Below are 17,765 nucleotides of genomic sequence, written 5' to 3'. Positions count from 1 at the left end.
CTATTATGTATCAATTGATATATTTTGAGATGGCGAAAATCAATAGTATTCTAAGTATTTTTCCAAAGGTGTCGAAAGCCCGATATTCCGCCGGGAATCGGATGTTTGCCAACCCGCGGGCATTTGCTTTACGCACATGAGGTCCGTTGCAGCGCAGCGCATTGAGGTGATCATGACGATGGGAGATTCGGTCGAAGGACCCGGTGCACAGCCCGGACGGGACGCGGTGTCGAATGCGTCGCGCAAGGGCGACCAGTCGCGCCAGCGCATATTGGAGGCGGCGCTGATCGAGTTCGGGGCGGCGGGCTTCAAGTCCGCAACCACGCGCCGCATCGCCGAACGCGCGAAGACGACGCTTCCGCCGCTGAACTATTATTTCGGCAACAAGGAAGGGCTGTATCGCGCGTGCGCCGAAGAGATTGTGGCGCGCTATGGCCAAGCGACACAGGACGCCGTCGCACGCGCCAGACAGACCATCGCGTCGCCTTCGGGGCCAGAGGAGGCGCGCGAAACGCTCAAATATTTGATGGCGGCGTCGGTCGAACTGATTATCGGCAGCGACGCCTATATATTGGGCAACGGAATCATCGCCCGCGAATTGGCCGAGCCTGGGCCGGCCTTCGAGATTTTCTATAATCGCTTGTGGTTGCCCGGCATCGAGCGGAACTCGCGCCTGATTTCCCTGATCAAGTCCGAACCGCAAGTGTCAGCCGAAACCCGCATGCAGGCGATCCTGCTCGTATCGAGCCTCCCCTCCCTCCACACCCGACGGGCCGTCGCGCAAAGGGCGATGGAATGGTCCAAGATCGGCGAGAAAGAACTGCACCTCATCACGCGGACCCTGCACCGGCAAATCGATCATCTCTAGATTGAGCGTGTTCCAGCGATCTCTTTGCGGGCTGACGGCCCATTGCGCCCGGCGGCGATGCAGCTCGTCCTATCGGGTGGGAAACGCCGAAGCGGCATCCAGTTTTTCCGCCTCCCGGTCACGCTCGTCGCGCACCCGGCCAAGGATCGTGTACATCGATGCGCGGCTGATGCCGAGCGCCTTGGCGACGAGTTTGACCGAATTCCGGGCGGCGAACAACCCGGTCCTCTCCAGCTGGCCGACACATTCCTGCCGTTCATGCCGGCTCAGGCTTTCCGCCGTCCGGTTCACCGAGATCAGATAGTCGCGCACCAGATAATTGACATGCTCTTGCAGGTCGTTGCGGTAGATCGGCTCGGGCCGCTCGGTCGCAAACGCCACGAAATTCCGGATTCCGTCGACGACATTGTCGAGCGCCGACACATTGAGGTTGATGCAGAAAAAACCGATGATCGTACCGCCATCGTCGCGGATCGCCGCGGTCATCGACTTGGTACGCCCCAGGGCGCCCAGGGACTTTTCGTAAGGACCCAATATGCTCTCGGCGGTGAACAGGTCGGGCGCGCCCTCAAGATGCGACGGATCGCCCGCGCTGCGGCTGGTGAAGGCATTCCAGATGCGCACGATGGTCCCCGACCGCGTGTCGTGCAGCACCACTTCCGCAAAGGGATGGAGCAGCAGCGAAAGCGCCTCGCCTATCGGGAAATAGGACTCGAAGTCGCGCTCCGGATGTTTTTGCTTGGCCATAGATTTTCGATTGCCCCTTTTCCGGCCGACGCCTGTTCCTAGCGACGCGAGGGGCGGTTAGACAATAGGCCGGGCGAGCCGCCAGGCCGCTTCCGCGACCACCAGGTCCTGCGCCGCGTGGCCCAGCGACTTGTAGATGGTAATTTCCGACGGATTCGATCGGCCGGCCACTTTTTCCGACAGGACTTCGCCAATCTCGCCCGCAATCCATCCCTCGTCGACCACCCCCGCATCGATGGCGCGCGACAACTCCCCGGCCTGCGCGCGGCAATGCGTGGCACAATCGGCAAAATAGCGTCCCCCCGCTACCACGGCTTCGTCGACCTCGCATTGATCGATGGTGCTGGCTCCGACCAGATTGAGATGCTGCCCCGGGATCAGCCACCGGCCTGCCACGATCGGCTCGGTCACCGACGTCAGGGTACAGACGATATCGGCCGCTTTGACCGCCGCTTCGACCTCATCGTGGATTGTCGCCCGCACCCCGTTGGCGCGCAGCTGCGCTGCGAGCGACTCTGCGCGCAGGTGCGAGCGGTTCCACAAATGCACTTCGTCGATCGGGCGCACGGCGGATATCGCGGCGACATGATAAGGTGCCTGGTCCCCGCACCCGACCAGCGCCAGGGTGCGCGCGTCCGCGCGGGCAAGCGCCCGCGTCGCCACCGCGCTCGCCGCTGCGGTCCGCAGCAGCGTCAATTGCGCGGCGTCGACGATCGCCACCGGCCGCCCCGTCTCGCCTTCGAACAGGAGCATCAGCCCCTGATGGCTGGGCAGGCCGGACGTCGGCCCGGTTTCGAACATGCTGAGCACCTTTACGCCGAACAGCGACGGATGCTTCAGGACCCCGGGCATCAGGCCCAACTTGCCGTTTGCCGCTACCGGAACCGCCCAGCGCTGCGGTGCGCTGACATCGCCGGCGCTCAGCTTGCGCATGGCTCCGTCCACCAGCTCGATCGATGCCTCGAGCGAGACCAGTTCGATCAGGTCGGCACCGCTGATGAGAACAGGAGTATCAGGCGAACGCGAACGGCCGCCCGCCAACGACGGCTGGAAAGGAGAGGGTTCCGCGGTCATAGATTATCCCCGGGCGCAGACCCGTTTAGTCGATTTGAGAAGGGCCGCGCGCCGCTGGCGAGGAGCATCGCGGCGACCAGGCCGGCGACGCCGGCCACCAGCGGCAGCGAGGACTGGACGCCCTGTGCTCCGGTAAACAACCGGTCGTTCAACAATCCGATCATCGCGGCTCCGAGCGAGAGGCCGATCATCGAGTTGAAAAAGAGGAAAACCGCCGAAACCCTCGCCCTGAGCCGAGAAGGCACGATGGTCTGGATCGCGAACGCCGACAGCGGCATCGGAAAGGAGGCGAAGAACATCGCGACCGCCAGCGCCGCCAGCGCCTGCCACGGCTCCTGCGCCAGATAGAGCATGGCAAGGGCCGGCAAAGTCCCCAACGCCGCGATCGCACCGAGGCGAAATGGGCCCGGCCGGCCGAACCGCCGGACCCCGCCGTCGAGCAGCCAACCGGAAACAAGGACCCCGCCGCCGCACATGACGACCGCGATCGTGCCGAGCCAATAGCCGGCCTCTTGCGGCGTGAATCCATAAACCCGCATCAGCAGGGCCGGCGACCAGGCGAGCAACCCGAACAGGAGCATCGCATAGAAAGAGAAGCCCAATATATGCGGCACGAAGACATCGCGGTGCGCGGAGAGATAGGCGGTGACGCCGGTTTCCTTTGCCCCCGCGGGCGAAGTCCGGCCGCTCTCGATCCGCCGCGGTTCGGCGATGGTCAGATAGATGACGATCCCCAGCAATATTCCCGGCAGGCCGAGGATCACGAATACGAGTTGCCAGGGTTTCAGCACCGTTCCCAGCATCGAGACCGGCCCGATCGTTTCCAACGCCGCGATCGCGGCGCCGCCGACCAGATAAGCGAACCCCGCCCCTAGAAACGAGCCGAGCGAATAGACCGCGGTCGCCCGGCCGATCCCCGACCGGTCGAACATGTCGCTGATCATCGAATAGGTCGCGGGGGAAAGCGACGCCTCGCCTGCCCCGATCATCATCCGGGTCAGGAAAAGCTGCCCGAACCCGCGCGCAAACCCGCACGCCACCGTCGCCATGCTCCAGACGATGACGCCCGCGGCGATAATCAGCGGCCGGGGATGCCGGTCCGCGGCCGAGGCGATCGGCAAGCCCATCACGGCGAAGCAGAGGGTGAAAGAAAAGCCCTGCAACAATCCGAATTGCGTGTCGCTGATCCCCAGATCGGCCTGGATCGGTTCGATCAGGAGCGAAAGGACCTGCCGGTCCATGTATGAAAAAAAGAAGGCGATGGTGCACATGATGACGGCGTACCATCGCCTTTTATAACGCATATCAATCTGATCGTTCATCTTGTCGGACTGCCCCCGGGGTTCTTCAGAACTGATACCGCGCCGTTATGCCAATCTGGCGCGGCAGGGTAATCCGGATCAGATCGGGAAGGCCAGCCACGTTCTGCACCGTCCACCCGGTCGGTTTCCGGACGTCGAACAGATTCTGGACATACAGCGCTGCGCTCCAGCCGCCCTGCTCCACCCCGGCGCGCAGGTTGACCAGCGTATAGTCGCCATAGCTGCGTGCGATCGGGTCGGCGGGATTGAAGGTCGTACGCGCCTTGCCTGTGTAGGAAATGTCCCCGCGAACATATCCCGAAAGCTCGCCCAACGGGAAACTCTGTTGCACGCCAAGGTTCGCCGAGAAGGCCGATGTCCCCGGAATGCGGTCACCCTTGCGTCCGGCGTTCGGATCACCGGCTGGCCCTACCGCGAGTGGATTGTCTTCGGTCAGTTCCTGCCCCGATAGCCGCGCCGAGAAATTGGCGTGAAAACCGGGCAAGGCGCGCGGGCGCATATTGCCTTCCAGCTCGAACCCGATCAGCCGCGCCTTGCCCGCGTTGATCGTGTAGGCAAAGGCGCCGGTCGGATCGGTCTGCGACACCTGGATATCGTCCCATTTCATATAATAGGCGCTGCCGTTGAGGGTCAGTTGCTTGTCGAACAGCTGGGTCTTCAGCCCCGCCTCGAAATTCTTGACGAAATCCGGCCCGAAGCTGAGCGGGTAATTGCCGAGGAGCGCCGGCGCGTTCGGCCCGCCCTCACGAAACCCTTCGGAGAAGGTCGCGTAGCCGAGAATATCGTCGGTGAAATCATAAGAGACCTGCACCCGCTTCACATTGCCGCTCGATCGCGCGCGCTGGGTCGGGTCCTCACCCGGCGGGCGCCCGAAGGGGTCGAGGAAGAGACGGCCTTCGTCGCGGCGCCGGGACTTGAATAAACGGATGCCGCCTTCGATCTGCAGGCGATCGGTGACGTCGAAGGTGACATTGGCGAACGCCGCCTTGTTCCGCACATATTGCTCGGACTCGGTATCGAAGAAGAGCGCAGCGGGCTCAATCGGCTTCCCGTCGCTGCCGGTAAAGCCGCCATAGCTCGACGAAATCCGGTCGCGCTTTTCGTAGAAGACGCCGACGATCGTCTGGAACGGTCCCTGGAAATTGGACGCGAAGCGAAGTTCGGCGGTCGTCGCGTCGGTTTCGGCCGGCTGGTTGACGCGCCCGCTGCCGGGAACGAACTGGCTGACGTCGAACGTGTAGAAGGTCTCGCGGGTATATTTCGACCCCGTTGCCGTCAGCGTGCCGAAACCGAAATCATGCTCCAGTGTCAGGTTGAAGATCCGCAATTCGTCCGAAAAGGGCGAACGAACGGTGGCCGGGTTGATATTGGCTGTCTCGATGACCTCGTTCGAATTCTCGACCTCGGTCCGCTGATAGTAGAAAGAACCCAGCAGCGTCGTGTCCGCGCTCAGCTTGGCCTGCAGGAGCAGGCGTCCGCCATAATTGCGTTCGACATCGGCTTCGCCGAGGCCGAGCGTTGGCAGATCGACGAAGCCGTCGGCGCGGCGATAATAGCCGACGGCGCGGAGTCCGACAGCTTCGGGCACCAGCGCCACGTTGACCATGGCATCGAGGTCGATGCGCTCGCCGCCGCCCTTGGTGACCCCAAAACGCGTTCCCACGGACGCTGCATAATCATCGAGGTCGGGCTTGTTCGTGATGTAGCGTAGCGTCCCGCCCTGCGAACCGGCGCCATAAAGCGTACCTTGCGGCCCGCGCAGCACCTCGATCCGTTCGATATCGTACAGCCCGAGGTCCGATTGCCGCACGTTCGTGCCGCCGATGCCCGACAGCGGAATTTCGTCGACATAGATGCCGACCTGCGCCGCGCCCGCGTCCGAAGCGAGGCCGCGGATGACGACCGTCTGGTTGCCCGGGCCGCCCTGCGAGGTAATCCCCGGAACAAGCCTCGCGAGGTCCTCGAGCGACGTGACGCCGGTTTTCTCGAGCAATTCCTCGCCTACCGCGGAGATATTATAGGGGATGTCCTGCAACGCCGCAGTGCCGCGCTTGGTCGCGGTCACGACGATCGTCCCATCGTCCGAAGCCGCCTCCGCCTGGGCCAGCGCCGGCTGGCAGATTGCCAACGGCGCCAATGCGGCGCCCAGCCGCATGATCCGGTGCAATTTGGTCGTCATTCTCTTCCCTCCCATCATATCGCCGAGTCCGAAGCCCTTGCGGGACACGAGCGATGCTCGCGGCCGCGCCATCCCATTTTCGCTTTGATCGAATCGTCGAAGTCGGATTAGACAATATGTCTTATATGACACTTCGTAAAGTCATTTGACAAGGTGCATGTTATGGACGATCTGTAACAATGGAGATGGAAGGGGATTCGATATGCGGGACGAACTGAAACAGGAATCCGCCGCGCGTCGGGGAGCGAACGGGCAACGCGGAGCGCGGTGGTTAGGCGTGGCGCTCGGCAGCCTCCTGATCGGCTTGCCGGTGCAGGCTTCGGCTTTCGACGTCGCACCGGCCAAGTCGGCTGAAGCAACGGCGAAACAGCGCGTGATCGCCTATCGCAACGCGACGCTGATCGATGGTACGGGCCGGCCCGCGCAGCAGCATATGACGATCGTCATTGCCGGCGACACGATCAAGGCGGTGGCACCCGATGCGAGCGCAGTTGTCCCCGCCGATGCCGAAACGGTCGATGCCGCCGGACTCTACGTGCTTCCGGGGTTGATCGACACGCATATGCACCTCGCCACCCTGCCCGTGCGCCGCTGGGCCGAGGCGACGATGCGGCGCAGCCTTTATGCTGGCGTTACGGCGGTTCGCGACCTTGCCGGCGACACGCGCTTCCTCGGCGAACTCCAGCGTCAGGTTCTGGTCGGGGAGGTCAAGGGACCCGACATCTACTATTCGGCGCTGATGGCGGGGCCGAGCTTTTTCGAGGACCGGCGCACGCAAGCGGCGGCGCGCGGCGCAAAACCGGGCGAGGTCGCGTGGATGCAGGCCATCGACGATACGACCGACCTCAAGATCGCGGTGGCACGGGCACGCGGCACCGGCGCGAGCGCGATCAAGATTTACGCAAATCTTTCAGGCGAAATCGTCAAGCGCATCGTGGACGAGGCTCATCGCCAGAATTTCCGGGTGTGGGCGCATGCGATGATATTCCCTGCGACGCCGGCGGAGGTCATCGCCGCGAGCCCCGACGTGATATCGCATGTCTGCTACATCGCCTATCAACTCTCGCCTAAACCGAACAGTTATCATGATCGGATGACGGTCGACCTCAAGCAGTTCGAACGCGGCGACCGGCCCGAAATTGCCGCGCTGTTCCGCGAGATGCAGCAAAAGGGCATCGTCCTCGACGCCACCGCCCGCATCTATGCGAAGCAGGAAGCCGCTGCCGCAGAGGGAGGAGCCGTCCCCGGAAACTGGCGCTGCCCCGGCGGGCTCGCATTCCGTCTGATCAACCAGGCGCACCGCGAGGGGGTGATGATTTCGGCGGGCACCGACGGCGACACGGATTGGAACAATCCCTATCCCGCGCTCCACGAAGAGCTCGAACTGCTCGCAGATCGGGCGAAAATGCCAAACATGGACGTGATCCGCGCCGCCACCTCGGTTGCCGCGCGCACGCTTGGCCAGCAGGACCGGATGGGGACGGTCGAGGCCGGCAAGCTCGCGAACCTTCTTTTCGTTCGCCAGAACCCGCTCGACGATGTGAGCAACCTGCGCAGCGTCGCCTTCACGGTGCAACGCGGCGCGACATATCGGCGGGAGGATTACCGGCCCGTCACCGAAGACGAGATGCGCGCGCCGGATTTCTGACAAGCCGGCCGACATGCACCCATGCCAAGGGAGAGGGTAATATGGACAGCGAATTCGGGCACGAACGGAATATGGGCGTCAGCCGCCGCCAGGCGTTGCTGCTTGGCGCGGCAGGCGCCGCCACGATAGCGGCGCAGCCCGCCATGGCGCGCGCGGTGGGCGGAACCGACCGCTGGCGCGACAACATCATCGTCAATGCGCTCGGCGGCCTGTCCAATCCCAACCGCCGCGGCGAACCATCCCCGCTGGGCCGCCGCCAGCCGGTCGAACCGCGGGTGATCGCCGACGCCCGGGCATCAGGCATGACCGCGGTCAACATCACGCTCGGCTATGTCGCCGGCGATGCGGATCCGTTCGAAGAAAGCGTCAGCGAGATCGCCGCGTGGGACTGGATCATCCGCAACCAGCCGTCCGACCTCGTCAAGATCACGAGCGTCGCCGACATCAAAAAGGCCAAGGCCGACCGGAAGATCGGGTTGATCTATGGCTTCCAGAACGCGGCGATGGTCGGCGACAAGCCGGAGCGCGTCGACATCTTCGCCGACCTCGGCGTCAAGATCATCCAGCTTACCTATAATCCGTCCAACCAGATCGGCGACGGCTCGATGGCGCCGGGCAACCGCGGGCTGACGCCGCTGGGGCACAAGGTGATGGAACGGCTTCACGAAAACCGGATCATGGTTGACCTGTCGCACAGCGGCGAACGGACTTGCCTCGACGCGGCGCGCGCCTCGACGCGGCCGATCTCGATCAATCACACCGGTTGCCGGGCGCTGACCGATCTGCCGCGCAACAAGACCGATGAGGAGCTACGCCTCGTCGCTTCGCGTGGCGGCTTTGTCGGCATCTATTTCATGCCGTTCCTGAACCTGTCCGGCCACGCGACGCCGGACGACGTCGTCGCGCACATCGAACATGCCATCAAGATATGCGGCGAAGACCATGTCGGGATCGGCACCGATGGCGGCACGACGTCGATCGATGACATGGACGCCTTTCGCCAGAGTCTGGCGCGCGAAGTGGAACGGCGGCGCGCATCGGGCATCGGCGCAACCGGCGAGCGCCCCGATACGCTGCCCTTCGTTCCCGGGCTCGACGGCGTCGATCAGTTCTTCAAGCTCGCCGCCATGCTCGAAAAGCGCGGCCATTCGCAAAGCCGGATCGAGAAGATATTGGGCGGAAATTTCCTGCGCTTTGCCAGTGACATATGGGGCTAGCCTACTGCGGAATCTCGACATGCCCGCCGAACCCGGCGCGCATGGCCGAGAGGAGTTTTTCGCCGAACGTGTTGTCGGTGCGCGAGCGGAAACGCGCAAGCAGCGCGGCTGACAGGACATAGGCGGGCACCGCCTCTTCCATCGCGGCGTCGATCGTCCATCGCCCTTCGCCGCTGTCGTTGACCTTCCCGCTATATTGCGAAAGCTCGGGGTTCCCCGCGAGCGCCGCGGCCGAAAGGTCGAGGAGCCACGAGGAAATCACCGACCCCCGGCGCCAGACTTCGGCGATGTCGGTGAGGTTGAGATCATATCGCTCTTCGGGCGGCAGCCGCTCGGCATTCTTGCCGCGCAGGATATCGAACCCTTCGGCGTAAGCCGCCATCAGCCCATATTCGATGCCGTTGTGGACCATCTTGACGAAATGCCCCGCCCCCGCCGGGCCCGCGTGAATATAGCCCTTTTCCGCCCGGCCGTCATATTCCGGCGGGCTGCGTCCCGGCGTCCGGGGGATCGTTCCATATCCGGGCGCGAGCGTATCGAAAATCGGGTCGAGCCGGTCGATCACCGGCGCCTCGCCCCCGATCATCATGCAATAGCCGCGCTCGGCGCCCCAGATGCCGCCCGACGTGCCGACATCGATATAGTCGACACCGAGCGCTTGAAGCTCGGCCGCGCGGCGCACGTCATCCTTGTAAAAGCTGTTGCCGCCGTCGATCACGACGTCACCGGCATCGAGGCGCAGCGACAGGCGCCCGATCGTCTCCTCGGTCGGATCGCCGGCCGGCAGCATGACCCAGACCGCGCGCGGGGGCTGGAGCAAATCGGCCAGTTCATCGAGCGAAGCGGCGCCGACGGCACCCGCTGCCACCAGCTCCGCGACGATGCCCTCGTTCCGGTCGAAAACGACGACCTGATGACCGGCGTGCAAAAGGCGCCGTGCAATATTGCCGCCCATCCGCCCGAGTCCGACGATCGCGATCTGCATAGGGCCATGGCCTCCTTTACGGGATTGATGTCCCTTCCCTATCGCACTTCGCGCCCGACGGGCAATTGTGCTGCGGCCGCGCGAGGGCACGGGAGTCAACGCCGATCAGAGGGTCTCGATATGCCCTCGCAGGCTGTCGAATTGCGCGGCGACGTGCCGGGCATAGGGCAATCCGCTGTCGCGGATCACAAGATCGCCCTTATTCCAGTCGATAACGCCGCGCTGTTCATAGTCCTTGAGAGCATCCCGAACCCGAGCGCGGCTCCGGGGTGCGAGATGCGTGCGGCCATTGCAGAGAATATCGCGGATATGCCCCGCCCTCGCCCGCTGCTCGTCGGGGACCTCGACCCCGCGCACCGCCGCGAGGCGGCCATCATTCACTAGGTCGCGATAGGGGCCGGCGCGTTTCTCGTTCTGCACGATGAGATCGGGAAAGCGACTGATCGCGCTGGCGCCGAAGCCCAGCAGGACCGGGACGCTGTCGCTGGTGAAACCCTGAAAATTGCGGTTCACCCGTCCTTCGCGCGCCGCAATCGCGAGGGGGTCGCCGGGCCGCGCAAAATGGTCGAACCCCACCGGGACATAACCCGCATCGGTCAGGCGCCGGTATCCGAGTTCGGCCTGTTCGAAGCGCAGCCGCTGATCGGGAAGATTGGTGGCATCGATCCGCCTCTGGCGCGGGATCATGTCGGGAAGATGGGCATAGCCGAACAGCGCGATCCGGCTCGGCGCAAGGCGGATCGTCTCGTCGAGCGTCGCGTCGAGGTCGGCGAGCGTCTGCCCCGGCAAACCATACATCAGGTCGAAATTGATTGCGTCGATGTCACGGAGGCGCAGCGCTGCGACGACGCGCTCGATATGCGAGAGCGGCTGGATCCGCCCGATCGCCTGCTGGACATGCGGCGCGAAGGTCTGGACGCCCAGACTGACGCGCGTGACGTGCGCCGCCGCGAGCACGAGCGCCCATTCGGCCGAAAAGCCGCGCGGATCGAGTTCGATCGAAACCTCGGGCCGGTGCGCATCGAAAACGGTCAGGATGCGGTCGAGCAGTCGCACCAGTTCGACCGGTGCGATGGCATTGGGGCTGCCGCCGCCGAACGCGATGCTCTGCACCCGTCCGCGCCCGCCCAGTCGCTTTGCAACAAGCGCGATCTCGGCCCGCAAGGCCGTCAGATAATCGGCCAACCGCTGCTTGCGCCCCGCCGCGCCGGTGTTGCAACCGCAATACCAGCAGATTTGCTCGCAGAAGGGGATATGGACGTAGAGCGAGATCGGGGTCGCCGCCTCGATCGCATCGAGTGCGCGCGCATAGGCATCCGCGCCGACATCGTCGGTAAACTCCATTGCGGTGGGATAGCTGGTGTAGCGCGGCACCGGCCGGGCGAGCAGATCGGGATGATAGGACCACATGAGAAGCGTCCTACGTTCGCGATCCGCCAACAACATTGACCGGGATCAACGTCCGGGCGTCAGCAGCAATCCTTTTTGACGCCGCCCGACTTGCCGCGCCGGTCGGTGACCGCATGGCATGCCTTTGCGCAATCGCGGCGCTGCGCGGGGTCGGCGGGATCGCCCGGGACCATCGTCCGGTGCGCCGCGCCACCACAGGACGGAAGCGTCAGCACCCGTGCGTCGACAGCGATCGGCGGCTGCATCAGCGCCAGCGTGCCCATCGCGACGAAAAACCGGGACGCGGTCATGGCCTTCCACCCTCTTCTTCTTCTTCGACAAAGATACGCAGCGCGGCACCGTCGAGATCGTCGAACTGCCCCCGGCGGAGCGACCAGAAAAAGGCCGCGAGACCAAGCAGGCCAAGCCCGAGTGCGATCGGGATCAGGAAAATCAGCCCGTTCACCGAATCGCCCTTTTCAGGCGCAGCGCGTTGCCGACGACGATCAGCGACGATCCCGACATCGCGATCGCCGCAACGAGCGGGGTCACGAAACCGAGGAAAGCGAGCGGCACCGCGACGACATTATAGCCGATCGCGAGGATGAAATTCTGCCGCACGATCGCCTGTGTCCGCCGCGCCATCCGCACCGTCTGCACCACGGGCATCATCCGGTCGCCGAGGAAGATGCAGTCGGCGGCATTCTTGCCGACGTCGCTCGCCGACCCCGGCGCCATCGACGCATGGCCCGCCGCGAGCGCGGGCCCGTCGTTGAGGCCGTCGCCGATCATCAGCACCTTGCGGCCCAGCGCGACCTGCCGCTCGATCGCCTCGAGCTTTTGCTGCGGGTTCATCCCCGTCTGCGCCGTCAGCCCGAGTTCGCGTGCAACCGGCGCGACCGCGTCGGCGCGGTCGCCCGACAATATCATGGCGTCGATGCCCTCGCAGCGCAGGGCGTGGATCGCTTCGGCGGCGTCGGGGCGCAGCTTGTCGGCGAAACGGATCGTCGCGACCGGCCGGCCATCGACCGTCAGCTCGGTCGCGAGCGCATCGCCGAGATCGGCGCGCTGCGGCCGACCAAGCGTGACGACGACGCCCGCACATCGCGCCTCGACGCCGAAACCCGGCGTCTCGCGGATCGACGTCACTTCGGCGGGGCGAACGTCGAGCGCTTGCAACCCGCGGGTCAACGCCTCGCTGAGCGGATGGCGGCTGGCCTGCGCCAGCGCGAGCGCCAGCGGCTTCACGCCATTGTCGAGCCGGTCGAGGTCGATCGCTTCGGGACGCCCCAATGTCAGCGTCCCCGTCTTGTCGACGAACGCACGGTCGACTTCGGCGAGCCGTTCGAGCGCCGATCCGTCCTTGATCAGCACCCCCGCGCGCATCAGTTCGCCCGCCGCGACGATCTGCGCCGCGGGTACCGCGAGCCCGAGCGCGCACGGGCAGGTGATGATCAGCACGGCTGCCGCGATCAGCAGGCTATGATGCCACCCCGCCCCCGCCATCATCCAGCCCGCGAACGCCATCAGCGCGAGGCAGTGCACCGCTGGCGCGTAGAGCCGCGCGGCGCGGTCGGCGATGCGGACGTAGCGCGACTTGCCTTGCGCCGCCTCGCCCATCAGCCGTGCGATGTCGGCGATCGCCGTGTCGGCTCCCGCCGCCGTCACGCGCACACGGATCGGCGCATCGAGATTGAGCGTGCCGGCATGGACGCGGTCGTCCGGGTGCACACGTTGCGGCGCGCTTTCACCGGTGAGCAGCGACAGGTCGATCTGGCTCTCGCCGCCGACGACGACGCCGTCGGCGGCAAGCCGCTCACCCGCCGCGACAAGCATCGTCATCGCAGGTTCCAGCGCGGTTGCATCGACCCAGCGGGTGCGGCCATCGTCGCCGACCACCATCGCGCCCGTCCCCATATTGCGCAGCAGCGCGGTCACCCCGCCGCGCGCGCGGTCGCGCATCACGCTGTCGAGCCAGCGGCCGCAAAGCAGGAAGAAAAGCAGCATCGCCGCGCCGTCGAAATAGGCATGCGGGCCGCTCGTCGCGGTTTCGTAGAGACTGATGGCACAAACGAGCGCGACGCCGATGCTGATCGGCACGTCCATATTGGTCCCGCCGTGGCGCAGCGCGCGCCACGCCGACCGGAAAAAAGGCCGGCCGGCATAGGCGACGGTCGGCAAGGCAATCGCCGCCGACAGCCAGTGGAACAGGTCGCGCGTCGCACCCGTCGCGCCCGACCAGACCGACACCGACAGCAGCATGATGTTCATCATCGCAAAACCCGACACCGCGACCGCGCGCAGCAATTCGCGGCTCGTCTCGGCCTCTGCATCGGCTTCGCCGGGCCCGTCGCCGATCGGATGCGCTTCGAACCCCAGGTTCGAAAAGGCGCCGATCAGGTCGGGCATGTCGGTGTCGGGCATGTACGACAGATGCACGCGCTTTTCGGTGAAGTTGACGCGCGCGGCGGCAATGCGCTTGTCGCGCACCAGCCCCTGCTCCAGCTTGGCGATGCACCCCGCGCAGCGAATATCGGGAACCGCGAAGTCGCGCTCGATCAATGCGGCGGCGCTCATTGCACATCCTTCCGATACCGTGCCTCATCAGCGCCGTGCCGGACGACGAGGTCGAGCCGCCAGCGCCCTGACGCCAACGGACGGGCCGAGCGCAACACGCCATCCGCCGCCGGCTCGAAGCGGAGCGCGGCGGGTGCGGTGCGCCCAACCGGGTGATTCACCGTCGCCGACACGCCGAGACCCGCGAGCGGCTGGCCGTCCTTGCGGACGGTCAGCAAGACGTGCCGCGCGGAATCGAGGCTGACGCTCTCGTCCCATCCCAACCGGTCCTGCGCTTCGGCGCGTCGCAGCCATTCGTTATAGTGCTGGCTCGCGACATAGCTGTTTTCGACCACCTTGCCGCCAAAGGTCGACATGGCGAAGCGCGCCATCGTGAAATTGACCGCGATCACGACCGCGAAGAAGGCGACGAGGATCGCCGTCATATGCCGTCCAGTGAAAGCCCTGGGTTTACGCCTGTCGGTCATTGTCCTGCCTCCGGCCGGTCGAACTGGATGATGTCGCTGTCGCCGCGCGGATCGCCGTCGAGGCCGCGCGTGCTGATCGTGAAGTCCTGCCGCGCCGGTCCAGCGCCCGGCGCCGCGATGAAGAGCTTGAGGCTTGTGACGCTGTCGGGCGAGAGCGTCAGCCTGATCTCCTGCCCCGCGCCTTCGCGCGCGCCGCCTTCGGTCCAGACCGCCGCGCCCGGAAGCCCGCTGACCGTCACCGCCACGCGGCGCGGGCGCGTTTCCATGTTGCGCAGCTTCAGCGTGTAATTGTTGCGGACATGCCCGTCGGACAGCTGGACATAGAGCGGGCTGCGTTCGTGCTGGACGGCGAGGTCGAGCCGCGTACGCTGACCGAGCGAAAAGAGCATCGCTGCACCGATCGCGATCCACACGCCGAAATAGATCAAGGTGCGCGGCCTGGTCAGCGTCTTGCGGATCGGCTGCCCGGTGCCGCCGGCCTTTTCGGTAGCGGCATCGTCGAGCGTGCAATAATCGATCAGCCCGCGCGGGCGACCGACCTGTGCCATCACCCCGTCGCACGCGTCGATACAGAGTGCGCAGGTGATGCAGCCGATCTGCGGACCTTCGCGAATGTCGATTCCCGTCGGGCAGACCGCGACGCACTGGTTGCAGTCGATGCAGTCGCCGAATGCGCCCGGATGCGCCTGCGCCTTCTTGACGCTGCCCCGTGGTTCGCCGCGCCAGTCCTTGTAGGTCACCAGCAGCGACTTTTCGTCCATCATCGCGGTCTGGATACGCGGCCAGGGACACATATAGACGCACACCTGTTCGCGCAGGAAGCCGCCGAGGATGAAAGTCGTCGCGGTGAGGACGGCGACCGTGCCATAGGCAACAAGCGCCGCCTGCCCGGTCCAGAAATCCACCGTCAGCGTCGGCGCATCGGCGAAATACATGATCCACGCGCCGCCGGTCCAGAAGGCGATGGCCAAGTATATCAGATATTTAAGGCCGCGCTTTGCCACCTTCTCGAACGTCCATGGCCCCTTGGCCAGCCGGACCTGTGCATTGCGGTCGCCGTCGACCATCCGGTCGACATGCTGGAAAAGGTCGGTCCACACCGTCTGCGGGCAGGCATAGCCGCACCAGGCACGCCCGACCGCGCTGGTGACGAGGAACAGGCCGATCCCCGCCATGATCAAAAGGCCCGCGACATAATAGAATTCGTGCGGCCAGATTTCGATCTGGAACATGTAGAAGCGCCGGTTCGCGAGGTCGACGAGCACCGCCTGGTCGGGCGCATAGGGGCCGCGATCCCAGCGGATCCACGGCGTCCCGTAATAGATCGCGAGCGTGACCGCCATGATCGCCCATTTGAAGCGCCGGAAGGGGCCGTTCACCGCTTTCGGGTAAACGCCCTTCCGCGCTTCATAGAGCGGCGCGGGCTGGCCGGCGAGGTCCTCAGGGCTGGCCATCGGCTCCCTGCCCTTCAACTGCTCCCTCGTTCGCGGGCGCGAGCCCCTTCTCGCCGCCGCCCAGCGAATAGACATAGGCCGACAGCATCTTGATCGTCACCGGACCGAGCCGGTTGTTCCAGCGCGGCATCACGCCGTTGCGCGGCTGGTTCACCGTAGCGGTCAGGCTGTCACGGTCGCCGCCATAGAGCCAGATGGCGTCGGTCAGCTTCGGCGCGCCGAACTGGCGGCCGCCCTCGCCGCCTGCACCGTGGCAGACCGCGCAATTATCGGCGAACAGCGTGGCGCCGCGCGCCGACGACGCGCTCGCCTTTTCTTGGCGGCTGATCGTGCGCACGAAGCTGACGACGTCGCCGATCTGCGCCGCATCGAGGATCCCGTCGCGGCCGAAGGCAGGCATCAGGCTGGTGCGTGTCGCCTTGTGATCGGGATTCCGGATCCCGTGCGTGACCGTATATTCGATGGCGGAAAGGTCACCGCCCCACAACCAGTCGTCGTCGGTCAGGCTGGGGTAGAGATTCTTCACCCCCGCCCCGCCCGCACCATGACACTGGACGCAATGGACGCGGAACGCCGCGCCGCCGCCCTGTACCGCCGCCTGCATCAGTTCGGGTTTCGTCGGCAGGTCGGCGATCGCGGTCGCTGCGATCGCACGCACCGTCGGCGCACGGCGTTTCGAGTCAGCCGCCATTTCCTTTTCGAGGTCGCCGCGGCTCGACCAGCCGAGCACACCCTCGGTCGCGCTGTTGACGAGCGGCCATGCCGGATAGAGCACGACATAGGCGAGCCCCCACACGATCGTGGCGTAAAAGGTCCACAGCCACCAGCGCGGCATCGGCGTGTCGAGTTCCTCGATACCGTCCCACTCGTGACCGACCGTGCTCGTGCCCGTCGCTTCGTCGATGCGTTTCTGCTCAGCCATGCTCGTCGTCCTTGAAGATCATGTTCGCGGCTTCGTCGTTGCGCGCGCGGGCGCTCGGCCGGAACGGCCAGGCGATGAGGGTGAGGAACAGCAGGGTCATGGCGAGCAGCCCCCAGCTGTCGGCAAAATGCCTGAGGTCGTTGTAGGTCATCGTGCCGCCTCCGTTTCGGACGGGCGTTCCTGCGGCGCCGCCTTGTCGACGTCGACCAGCGTGCCGAGCATCTGGAGATAGGCGATCAGCGCATCCATTTCGGTCACGCGGTCGGGATTGCCGTCGAAGTCGCGAACCTGCGCCTTCGGATAGCGTTTCTGCAGATCGCCCGCGCCGGCATCGGGGTCGGCCTGCGCCTTGATGTCGTCGTTCGCCTTGGCGATGTCGGCCTTTGTATAGGGCACACCGACGCGATAGAGCGCGGTCAAGTCGTTCGCCATGTCGCCCGTCTGGAGATCGCGTTCGGCGAGGAAGGCATAGGGCGGCATGATCGATTCGGGCACGACGCTGCGCGGATCGATCAGGTGCGCCTTGTGCCATTCGTCCGAATAGCGGCCGCCGACGCGCGCAAGGTCGGGTCCGGTGCGTTTCGACCCCCATTGGAACGGGTGGTCGTACATGCTCTCGGCGGCGAGGCTGTAGTGGCCATAGCGTTCGACCTCGTCGCGGAACGGACGGATCATCTGGCTGTGGCAGGTGTAGCAGCCCTCGCGCATGTAGATGTTGCGTCCGGCGAGCTCGAGCGGGGTATAGGGGCGCATGCCCTCGACCTTCTCGACCGTGTTGTCGATCCAGAAGAGCGGCGCGATCTCGACGATGCCGCCGATGGTGACGGTGAGCAGCGCGAGGGCGCCGAGCAACGTCACATTGCGTTCGATCTTCTTGTGGCTGAAGCCCTGTTTGGCGGGTCTGGTGGCCATGATC

At 65.1% G+C, this 17,765-nt stretch carries 17 protein-coding genes; 3 read left to right on the top strand and 14 right to left on the bottom strand.

Going from position 1 to position 17,765, the window contains the following annotated elements; genetic code table 11:
• Window positions 1-172 precede the first annotated feature (172 nt).
• Window positions 173-868, top strand: a complete 696-nt coding sequence (locus ACIPPQ_RS15830; RefSeq protein WP_446545020.1) for a CerR family C-terminal domain-containing protein — start codon at window positions 173-175, stop codon at window positions 866-868.
• A gap of 69 nt (window positions 869-937) precedes the next feature.
• Here the strand turns inward: ACIPPQ_RS15830 and ACIPPQ_RS15825 are convergent, their stop codons facing one another.
• From ACIPPQ_RS15825 to ACIPPQ_RS15810, 4 genes are read right to left on the bottom strand one after another with little or no spacing between them, the layout of a single operon-like run.
• Entirely contained in the window at window positions 938-1,615 is a 678-nt protein-coding gene (locus tag ACIPPQ_RS15825; RefSeq protein WP_446545019.1) for a helix-turn-helix transcriptional regulator, read from the bottom strand.
• 57 nt (window positions 1,616-1,672) lie between these two features.
• Window positions 1,673-2,689 carry an ornithine cyclodeaminase family protein gene (locus ACIPPQ_RS15820; RefSeq protein WP_446545018.1) on the bottom strand — a complete coding sequence of 339 codons (1,017 nt, stop codon included), beginning with the start codon at window positions 2,687-2,689 and terminating at the stop codon, window positions 1,673-1,675.
• A complete protein-coding gene (locus ACIPPQ_RS15815) occupies window positions 2,686-4,011 on the bottom strand; it encodes a spinster family MFS transporter (RefSeq protein WP_446545017.1) in 1,326 nt (441 codons plus the stop codon). The genes ACIPPQ_RS15820 and ACIPPQ_RS15815 overlap by 4 nt, the downstream gene beginning before the upstream one ends.
• Before the next feature lie 25 nt (window positions 4,012-4,036).
• Window positions 4,037-6,190 (bottom strand): TonB-dependent receptor, encoded by a 2,154-nt coding sequence (locus tag ACIPPQ_RS15810; RefSeq protein WP_446545016.1) that lies wholly within the window; start codon window positions 6,188-6,190, stop codon window positions 4,037-4,039.
• Between the two features lie 277 nt (window positions 6,191-6,467).
• Between ACIPPQ_RS15810 and ACIPPQ_RS15805 the strand changes: the two genes are divergently transcribed.
• Window positions 6,468-7,838 carry an amidohydrolase family protein gene (locus ACIPPQ_RS15805; protein ID WP_446545015.1) on the top strand — a complete coding sequence of 457 codons (1,371 nt, stop codon included), beginning with the start codon at window positions 6,468-6,470 and terminating at the stop codon, window positions 7,836-7,838.
• A 41-nt stretch (window positions 7,839-7,879) separates the two neighbouring features.
• A complete protein-coding gene (locus ACIPPQ_RS15800; protein WP_446545014.1) occupies window positions 7,880-9,055 on the top strand; it encodes a dipeptidase in 1,176 nt (391 codons plus the stop codon).
• Window position 9,056: 1 nt separating this feature from the next.
• On the opposite strand, the gene gnd is transcribed toward ACIPPQ_RS15800, so the two are convergent.
• From gnd to ccoO, 10 genes are all read right to left on the bottom strand, one after another.
• Window positions 9,057-10,040: a phosphogluconate dehydrogenase (NAD(+)-dependent, decarboxylating) gene (gene gnd, locus ACIPPQ_RS15795; RefSeq protein ID WP_446545013.1), complete on the bottom strand. Its 984-nt coding sequence runs from the start codon at window positions 10,038-10,040 to the stop codon at window positions 9,057-9,059.
• A gap of 105 nt (window positions 10,041-10,145) precedes the next feature.
• Window positions 10,146-11,450, bottom strand: coding sequence for an oxygen-independent coproporphyrinogen III oxidase (gene hemN, locus ACIPPQ_RS15790; RefSeq protein ID WP_446545012.1), 1,305 nt, complete (start codon window positions 11,448-11,450; stop codon window positions 10,146-10,148).
• 59 nt (window positions 11,451-11,509) lie between these two features.
• Window positions 11,510-11,740, bottom strand: a complete 231-nt coding sequence (locus tag ACIPPQ_RS15785) for a hypothetical protein (protein WP_446545011.1) — start codon at window positions 11,738-11,740, stop codon at window positions 11,510-11,512.
• On the bottom strand, window positions 11,737-11,895 hold the full coding sequence (ccoS, locus tag ACIPPQ_RS15780; RefSeq protein WP_446545010.1) for a cbb3-type cytochrome oxidase assembly protein CcoS: 159 nt from the start codon (window positions 11,893-11,895) through the stop codon (window positions 11,737-11,739). The genes ACIPPQ_RS15785 and ccoS overlap by 4 nt, the downstream gene beginning before the upstream one ends.
• Entirely contained in the window at window positions 11,892-14,006 is a 2,115-nt protein-coding gene (locus ACIPPQ_RS15775; protein ID WP_446545009.1) for a heavy metal translocating P-type ATPase, read from the bottom strand. Before ACIPPQ_RS15775 ends, ccoS begins: the two co-directional genes overlap by 4 nt.
• Entirely contained in the window at window positions 14,003-14,431 is a 429-nt protein-coding gene (locus tag ACIPPQ_RS15770; RefSeq protein WP_446545008.1) for a FixH family protein, read from the bottom strand. Before ACIPPQ_RS15770 ends, ACIPPQ_RS15775 begins: the two co-directional genes overlap by 4 nt.
• Before the next feature lie 38 nt (window positions 14,432-14,469).
• The gene (gene ccoG / locus ACIPPQ_RS15765; RefSeq protein WP_446545007.1) at window positions 14,470-15,927 is read right to left on the bottom strand and encodes a cytochrome c oxidase accessory protein CcoG; all 1,458 of its coding nucleotides are present in this window, start codon (window positions 15,925-15,927) and stop codon (window positions 14,470-14,472) included.
• Window positions 15,914-16,849: a cytochrome-c oxidase, cbb3-type subunit III gene (gene ccoP, locus ACIPPQ_RS15760; RefSeq protein WP_446545006.1), complete on the bottom strand. Its 936-nt coding sequence runs from the start codon at window positions 16,847-16,849 to the stop codon at window positions 15,914-15,916. The genes ccoG and ccoP overlap by 14 nt, the downstream gene beginning before the upstream one ends.
• Window positions 16,842-17,000 carry a cbb3-type cytochrome c oxidase subunit 3 gene (locus ACIPPQ_RS15755; protein ID WP_327455895.1) on the bottom strand — a complete coding sequence of 53 codons (159 nt, stop codon included), beginning with the start codon at window positions 16,998-17,000 and terminating at the stop codon, window positions 16,842-16,844. The genes ccoP and ACIPPQ_RS15755 overlap by 8 nt, the downstream gene beginning before the upstream one ends.
• Window positions 16,997-17,761 carry a cytochrome-c oxidase, cbb3-type subunit II gene (gene ccoO, locus ACIPPQ_RS15750; RefSeq protein WP_446545005.1) on the bottom strand — a complete coding sequence of 255 codons (765 nt, stop codon included), beginning with the start codon at window positions 17,759-17,761 and terminating at the stop codon, window positions 16,997-16,999. The genes ACIPPQ_RS15755 and ccoO overlap by 4 nt, the downstream gene beginning before the upstream one ends.
• Between the last annotated feature and the right edge of the window lie 4 nt (window positions 17,762-17,765).

The sequence above is a fragment of the Sphingopyxis sp. LARHCG72 genome (assembly GCF_052871675.1).
This window is presented reverse-complemented; position numbering and strand designations above follow the sequence as displayed.